Origin of the sequence: Eudoraea sp. (assembly GCF_049665975.1) — a bacterium.
Lineage (GTDB): Bacteria > Bacteroidota > Bacteroidia > Flavobacteriales > Flavobacteriaceae > Eudoraea.
On the sequence record NZ_JBATGR010000094.1, the window covers coordinates 1 to 7,737 of the forward strand.

7 protein-coding genes are annotated in these 7,737 nt (G+C 37.6%); all 7 read right to left on the reverse strand.

Annotated elements, in window-relative coordinates; all coding sequences use genetic code 11:
* Positions 1-1,548, reverse strand: a 1,548-nt coding sequence (locus WBN20_RS03810; RefSeq protein WP_424280759.1) for a PIG-L family deacetylase, incomplete at its 3' end; no start/stop codon positions are given.
* Positions 1,549-1,633: 85 nt separating this feature from the next.
* A complete protein-coding gene (locus WBN20_RS03815; protein WP_424272085.1) occupies positions 1,634-2,173 on the reverse strand; it encodes a mechanosensitive ion channel domain-containing protein in 540 nt (179 codons plus the stop codon).
* Positions 2,174-2,178: 5 nt separating this feature from the next.
* On the reverse strand, positions 2,179-3,135 hold the full coding sequence (locus WBN20_RS03820) for a septum formation inhibitor Maf (protein WP_424280760.1): 957 nt from the start codon (positions 3,133-3,135) through the stop codon (positions 2,179-2,181).
* Between the two features lie 160 nt (positions 3,136-3,295).
* Positions 3,296-4,900, reverse strand: a complete 1,605-nt coding sequence (locus tag WBN20_RS03825; protein WP_424280761.1) for an OprO/OprP family phosphate-selective porin — start codon at positions 4,898-4,900, stop codon at positions 3,296-3,298.
* A gap of 748 nt (positions 4,901-5,648) precedes the next feature.
* Positions 5,649-6,236, reverse strand: coding sequence for a Maf family nucleotide pyrophosphatase (locus WBN20_RS03830; RefSeq protein ID WP_424280762.1), 588 nt, complete (start codon positions 6,234-6,236; stop codon positions 5,649-5,651).
* Positions 6,237-6,240: 4 nt separating this feature from the next.
* Positions 6,241-6,768: a KdsC family phosphatase gene (locus WBN20_RS03835; RefSeq protein ID WP_424273199.1), complete on the reverse strand. Its 528-nt coding sequence runs from the start codon at positions 6,766-6,768 to the stop codon at positions 6,241-6,243.
* Positions 6,752-7,516: a Rossmann-like and DUF2520 domain-containing protein gene (locus WBN20_RS03840; RefSeq protein WP_424280763.1), complete on the reverse strand. Its 765-nt coding sequence runs from the start codon at positions 7,514-7,516 to the stop codon at positions 6,752-6,754. Before WBN20_RS03840 ends, WBN20_RS03835 begins: the two co-directional genes overlap by 17 nt.
* Positions 7,517-7,737: the final 221 nt, after the last annotated feature.

Consider the following 7,737-nt stretch of genomic DNA (forward strand, 5'->3'; position numbering starts at 1 on the left):
GTCAGCAAAGATTAATACCTTATCACCAAATCTGGCAGTAGCTTCCGGAATAATCTCAAAAGGTTCATACAGCTCCCCTTTATCACGTCTTGAATATCTGTGAATTACAGGTTTATCGATTTTCATAGAATACCCGTTAAATTCCAATTCAAAGCTTGCGTGAAATGGGCGTATGGTTTCAGGACTTCCTATTAGTTGCGGATCATTTACTTTGTACATGCCCAGACTTCCCTTTTCTGCCAGCCAATACGGACTGGTATAAGGCGGATCTTCCGGTATTTTAAGATCTAATACAAGGTTCTTTTTTTGATTATTAGCTAAGGGTATTTTATCCTGCTTATAAGATTCCGACGCAAGAGTAACAGAATTAAATAAAATATCAGTATTACTTCGGTTTAGGACCTCAATATTTATCTTTACACTACTGCCAGGAACTGCATTTGACACTGCAGATGAAGCTTCCAGATAAAGTCCGCAAACTTCGAGAATAATATCTTGGAGTTCTTTTAATTTAATATGTTTCCAGTGATCATCCTCTATATTAACAAGTAATTTGCGAGCTTCCAGTAATTCCGCAAGGTGTATTGAGGGATTTACGAAGTCAAAATTCTCTTCTATAGAAACCAATATTTTGCCAATAGCATCACCTCCTTTTATTCTTGACCAGCTTGTATCAATTCCTTCAAAAATATTGGATGTATCATTAGGCATGTCCCCGGATAACAATTCTATATATTCATCCTGACTACCCCTGTCAGACAATCTGCCAAAACCCTGACTTAGATGCTGACTACTTGCAATAGATGCAATTTCGTTGTTGGATAGACCTCTCATAGGATAGTAAACCCCAACATCTAAATTCATCATCTTGGATTTATCTGCTTTTTCAAAATTTTCAGGACTCCCGTAGAACCACCATGATACATTAAAGAACGATCTTTTGGGCTGCCAAAGACTTACTTTATCCAATTGTTCAGGATACGCATTTTTATCATTAGCAAGATCAAAGGCTTCTACACTTAGCATTGCAGAAGAAGTATGATGTCCATGGGTTGAACCGGGTGTTCTGTGATCAAATCGATTTACAATAACATCTGGTTTGAAATTTCGCAGGACCCAGACAACATCACCTAAAACAGCCTTTTTATCCCATATTTTTAAAGTTTCATCCGGGTGTTTTGAATACCCAAAATCATTTGCTCTGGTGAAAAATTGTTCTCCCCCGTCAACTCCCCTGGCCGCCAGTAATTCTTCTGTTCGTAGCACTCCAAGGAGTTCTCTAAGTTCCGAACCTATAAGGTTTTGACCTCCATCACCTCTAGTGATAGATAAATACCCGGTTCGGGCTTTAACTTCGTTTGAAAGATAAGATATCAGTCGTGTATTTTCATCATCCGGGTGCGCTGCAATATACAAGGCAGAGCCCAAAAAATTTAATTTCTGCAAGGAATGAAAAATGTCTGAGGAAGTGCTTTTTTTTGGTACTTGGGCTAAAACAGATTGTACACCTAAAAATAGTCCAATAAAGAGTACCAGATAATAACGCATAGTTTTTTTATAAGGTGGTGGTCAAATATAGAAAGATTAGAAGCGCTGCGACATTATTTAAAACTTCTTTAACAACTTATAATAATTAACTTTCATCAAGATTCTCATTTGCAGTTACATTCACCATTAAAATTCCTTTTTGAAGCATAAGGTTATTGGGATAGGTTAATAATTCTGAATTATCATTTCGTAAATGAATATTAAATGCCCTTATGTCCTCAATAATGTAATTTCCCTCGTACTCTATTTCCTTGTCCATTATTCTAATTCGATCACCTATTTTAAAAGGAAAAGAGAAGTAAAGAATAATACCCGACGTAACGTTGCTTAAAATGGACCATTGCGCAAATATAGCAACCCCAATAACCGCAAAGATGGAGGAAAAAATAATACCAAGCTCTCTGAAATTAACTCCCCAAATAAATATGATTATTACAATCCCAATAACGCTTAGACCAAAAGAGACATATTTTATAATCAATCTGGTGCGAGCTTTATTCAGGTCGCTTACGCTGCCTACTTTACGAATGGCTTTGGATAAAATAAACTTTAAGACAAACAAGGTTATTATGGTGATAACCGTTGCTAAAAGTTCACTCTTATAATCTACAATAAATTCTTCCATAAGTTCTATAAACCTAAACTTTCCCTCAAAACAATATCTGCGTTTGAATTTTGCCTCCAGTAAGGGGTAGTAATTGTTTTAATCTTTGTTGCTTTAGACTTTAGAGTTTTGGCATTTGCTCCAAAACCACTTTTAAACTCATCAGACCAACTTTCTATTGTATAGGGAAAAGTAGTACTGAAGTTGATTATAAGGGTGCGTTCTAATTCGGGATAGGTTACAGAATAGGAACTCATCTCGCCTTTCTGAGTAAGAGAGCCCATAGCTTTATAGGGTTTAATCTCTTTATGAGTTAGCCTGATATATTCTAATGAAGGAATAATTTGCAACTCACCCTGGGGAAGCCCATTAGGGTTTATTCGTAATTTGTTCCACAACTCGTTTTCCAAAATGTTTTTTTCCATTTTAAATTCCTCATCTGCCTCACCTTCAAAATAAGAGTGCGCTTCATACTCAAAATCTTCTCTGTTATTCAATTGGGCATACACATGTCCGCACCATTCCTGAATAGATGAAGATATTTTCACCGCGTGTTGGTTGTCCTGAACCGGATAAAAAGAACTACTCATAATAGAATAGGGGTAAATGCCTGTAAAGTATTTTTTTGTACTGTTAAATTTTAGTACCTGAATATTTTCAGAATTGCTTCTATCTGCCTTAACTTGTTTATCTGCCAAAAATGGTTCCGTAACAAAAATTAAAACTGCATGTCCCTCTCTGAGTTCTCCATACCTTGCCTGTTCGAGCTTATAAGACGTGATTTCAGCTTCTCCGGCATACCAATACTCCTTAAACTCCGGGGAAAGTGGGTTCGGTTTTGCAGTTTCAGGATTATTTTTCAGGCTTTCAGCGTTAACAATTGCATTTTCTTTTGAACTAGCTTTTATTTCACAGGAAATAAATACGAATGGCGCAGCTAATATTAAAAAAGCAAGTAGTATTTTAGAGATAAGTATTCTCATAGTATTTTATTTTTGGTCAAAACTACTCATAAACTCCAGACTTGCCATCTCCATTAACGTTTTGTAAACTAATTGGGTGAGAAGCACCACAAGATTTATATTAATTCTACTCTTTATGATTTCCAATTTTTTATTAACTCTTTTATTCGAAACTTTTCGATTATTCCAATATAAACACAAGGCGTGAAACCAAGCCGCTGTTATAGCCAACATCTCCAAAACGGTCGAGAGTAGAATATCTGTAGTTTATATTGACCTGAATAGCAGAAATAGGATACCAATTTATGCCCGCTGAAAAAGTATTCATTTCACCTCCATCAATGCTCTGATCAGTCATATCAACCGATGACCATCGACTGTAAACTTCCAATTCACCCCATCCTCCTGTGTTAATGCCATTTGCGACCTTCACTTTATTAAATACCCCACCGCGTTTGTTATAGGAACGAATTTCCCCTGTTATTGTATAAGAAGCAACTATATAGTACCCTTTAAAGACCGGATCATTAAAAGTTGATGAGCGGACATTCGATTGAATAAATTCACTTACCAGAATGAAAGGTCCTTTTCTCAACGCCAGCTCTAATCCATAATGGAAGGTAGATTCCGCATCATCAATCAAGTCCGTATCCACCGAAACAGGTCCACTAAAAATTTCTGTTTTCGTTTTGTAGCGGATCCCTGCTGCCGCATTTGAATACCTACCCGCGATTCCCAGGTGCACTAAATTACTTTCGTCCTCCGACTGGTAGGGCAAGGCCGTAATTCGTCCGGTAAAGACGGTGGGATTGTCAGAAATCGATCGATTTGTTTCAAACCAGTTGTTAAATACTCCGGCCGCCCAGGTCATTCGTTCTTTGGCAAAATTGTTGTTGATGGTGATCCCTATATTCCTGGATGGTAGAAGACCATCTGCAACGGAAGCACGCTCCTGTTGGCTTGGCAAATATATCAAAGACGATAGTCTTGAAATGGAGATCGTTTCCCTGGTTTTACCTACACTTAAAGAAGCCGAACCTAAAGGAATATCTACCCGGTAGTCATACAGTACAAACTCGCTCAGATCATCTTCACTAAATCCCCTCTCAAAGGCACGTGTACCAAAAGTAAAGAGATACGACCAGGGCTTTTTAAAATTAAATGTACCGCCCAAACCTGCCCGAAACCCACGTACAGAACCTCCTTTAAATTCACTGAGATCACCTACCTGTTGTTCATTTACAGGGTCATCTGAAAACCAGCGTGTGTTTTCCATCAGGATCGCCCCGCCCAGAACAGCGGTTACAGGTTTTGTCCTGAAAACATTCCATTTTCGATTATTTTGATAGGATAATGGCAAGGCCAAAGGTGGAGATGTATATGATTCCCAGCCGCTCAGCTGCCCTTGCATATCATCATCATCAATCCGCACCATTGTATTCAGTATTACTTTACCTTTGGAAACAGCAAAAATGGCATATGATTTTGTGTCGAGTATTATGTCAACGTTGATACGCGGATCCTGGTCAAGGATAATAAACCCTGCCGGTTTTCCTACTTCAAGCTCACCAAAGATGAATCCCCCGGTGGCATCGAAAGCAATATCATCCTTGCTCAAAGCGATCTGATCCTTAGTCACCAGGTTAAGTTTCCCTTGTTTAATTAGAATACTTACGACTACATCTTCAGACTTTCTTTCCTGATCAATCACAGTTACGTTCCTGATTAAGATATTTTCTAAATCAATTATCACATCCTGAGTTATCCCAAAAAAAGGAAGCATCATAAGCATTGTTATAAAGAGAAACTTAGGCCTTATCATTACGATCTATTTGTTATTAAAAACGAATCTTTATTTTATTCAACAGGTTTCGGCTGCGGTAATGTCCGGCTTCCATTCAGGACCTCTTCCCCCTGGTCTATACTATACACAAAGTTAAGGGCCAAAAGGCACGGCTCTGATGATCAGCTTATAACGCATTTTCCTATCATTTTTTTCAGGGAGGAATTGCATTATTGGCGGACTTCGCCGATAATCCTCCCAAACCATACGCGGCCTTCGTGTCGGTTTTATCCGTGGGAACCGCGAAGGCCCCAAAAACCAATAAAACCAATCTCGCACTGAAATTTTAACTTTTTAAAATATTCACCCAAAAATCTGTTTCATTTTCGAAGATTAATGGATCTTCAATTAAAAATCAAAGATAAAATAATTTATATGTTTACACAGTCGGCTAAGGCATCTCCAATATTATTTAGTTCACTCTATTTTTACTGAATTTCAATATTTGATTAAAGAATTATGCAGCATATAGGTAAATGCACTGTAACGCAAATTGCATTCTGCTGATTTGTTTAAACTTAGTTGGGATGTTTTATTAGTGAAGGCACTGACTGAATGACTAATAATTATTTCAATGATTAGGAATGAACGTGCAATAACTGAGAGCAGTAATTTTTAATTAATAGTGTATGATTTTTACAGGTTTGTGGTCAAAATTAATCAACAGTCTCATATTCTTGAAGTTATTCACTCAACCCAACATCTCCATTATGGTTTTATATACCAGTTGGGTAGGTAATCCCACAACATTGGTATATGATCCTTTAATTTCCTCGATCCCAATTAACCCAATCCAGTCCTGGATGCCATATCCCCCGGCTTTGTCAAAGGGTTTATATTCTTTGATGTAATACCGGATCTCCTCGTCAGTCAAATCCTTGAACTTTACTTTTGTACTGCTACTAACCAATCGTTGATCATTGGTGCGGGTGAAACAAACCGATGTAATGACTTCATGCCAGCGGCCAGACATTGATTTTAACATTAAATAGGCCTGCTCGTCATCTGCCGGTTTTCCTAAAAATGTATCCTTATGCCAAACAACGGTATCTGAGGTGACTAACAAGTCATTTGCCTTAAGCTCTTCCAGAAAGGGCGCTGCTTTTAGTTTGGAAAGGAAATTAGCAATATCTGCTCCCTTTAAATGTTCGGGAAAAATTTCATCAACAGGCTTTAGCCGGACTTCAAAATCCAGGCCAAGTTTTCTAAAGAATTCCTGCCTTCGCGGGGATGCTGAAGCAAGTATAATATGGAATTTCTTTACTTTTTCAATTAGCATGGGACTAGTCGTTGGCGGCGCTGAAATTAGTATACCAATCGCCACGCACTTTCAGGACCTGCTCAATAACATCTCTCACACATTCGTCACCACTGTGCCTGTGTGATATATAATTACATACCTCTTTGACTTCCTGAACGGCATCCTGCGGACATGCCGCAATAGCAGCTAATTTCATAGCCGGAATATCCGGAAGGTCATCACCCATGTAAAGTACATTTTCAGGGTCTATCTTGTGCTTGGACAAATACTCTTTTAAAGGCGCTTCCTTCATGGATGCCCCAAGATAAACATCTGTTACGCCAAGCCCTTTTAGTCTTATGCTCACACCTTCATTTGTGCCCCCTGAGATTATGCAGACATTATATCCTTTTTGGAGCGCCGTTTTAAGAGCATATCCATCTTTTACGCTCATTTTACGGAGTAATTCTCCTTCTGAGGTAATTAGTACGTTTCCATCGGTAAATACTCCATCTACATCAAAGACGAATGTTGTAATATCCTTTAAAATTTTTTTATAGCTTGTTCCCATGGGTTTTTTGAATTGAATTACTTATCACCGAATAAATATCCCGGTAATTTTTATTATTTAAAAGTTCTAACTGCTGCTTCATAGTGAGTTTGTCATTCCGAATAGCAGGTCCTGTCTGAGCATTTAAGACCGGCGTTTGAGTTGCTTTTTTGGCTGTTTCTAAAATTAGTTGATTCAGAATAGTAAACGGAACTTCAGCCTCATTACAAATTTCGCTTCCAATATGATATAAATGATTTGTAAAATTATTTACAAATACCGCAGCCAGATGCACTAATTTTCGCTGATCAGAGGTCATTATTTGAACCTGATTAGAAATGGCATTTGCAAGCTCTTTGAGAACATCATAGTCTTCACTATTTTCCGCCTCAATACAAATTGGTACTGCGCTGAAGTCAATTTTACGCTCTTTGCTGATAGTCTGCAAAGGATAAAAAACACCTCTTCTCACTGATGGTGGGAGTATCGATAAAGGTATGGTTCCTGAAGTGTGTACAAGGAGTCCCGATATATTTTTAAAATGTTGTGCTACAGGGAATATGGAATCATCATTTACAGCGATAATATAAATATTTGAATCTAAAATATGTTCAAAATTTGTTGCTGTATTCGGACAATTTTTAAAAGCGGTTAATTTTTTTTTATCGCGTCCTATGACCTGAATTATTTTAACCCCCTTTTTATTATCCAAAGCTGCATAAAGCTGCTGCGCAACATTTCCCGTGCCTATAAGTACAATTGAAAGCATGTTCAAAAGTACAATATTTATAATGTTAAGCTCCCTTTAAAAATTAACAAACTTGTTTAACTTTTTAAGACCACAAGTACAATTTTAAATCGTAAAAAGGCCTTACTTTTGCCTCCGGAATACAAATTTAACATCCAGGATGAAAGAATTGTTTAAGAAGTTTTTCTTTTCTACCCGTTTAATGGCGGTTCTTTTCATTGTTTTTGCTACCGCCATGGCAT

Bases quoted from the DNA above. Each gene is read 5' to 3' on its own strand.
- WBN20_RS03815 (WP_424272085.1), bottom strand. From the start codon at position 2,173: ATGGAAGAATTTATTGTAGATTATAAGAGTGAACTTTTAGCAACGGTT.
- WBN20_RS03820 (WP_424280760.1), bottom strand. From the start codon at position 3,135: ATGAGAATACTTATCTCTAAAATACTACTTGCTTTTTTAATATTAGCT.
- WBN20_RS03825 (WP_424280761.1), bottom strand. From the start codon at position 4,900: ATGATGCTTCCTTTTTTTGGGATAACTCAGGATGTGATAATTGATTTA.
- WBN20_RS03830 (WP_424280762.1), bottom strand. From the start codon at position 6,236: ATGCTAATTGAAAAAGTAAAGAAATTCCATATTATACTTGCTTCAGCA.
- WBN20_RS03835 (WP_424273199.1), bottom strand. From the start codon at position 6,768: ATGGGAACAAGCTATAAAAAAATTTTAAAGGATATTACAACATTCGTC.
- WBN20_RS03840 (WP_424280763.1), bottom strand. From the start codon at position 7,516: ATGCTTTCAATTGTACTTATAGGCACGGGAAATGTTGCGCAGCAGCTT.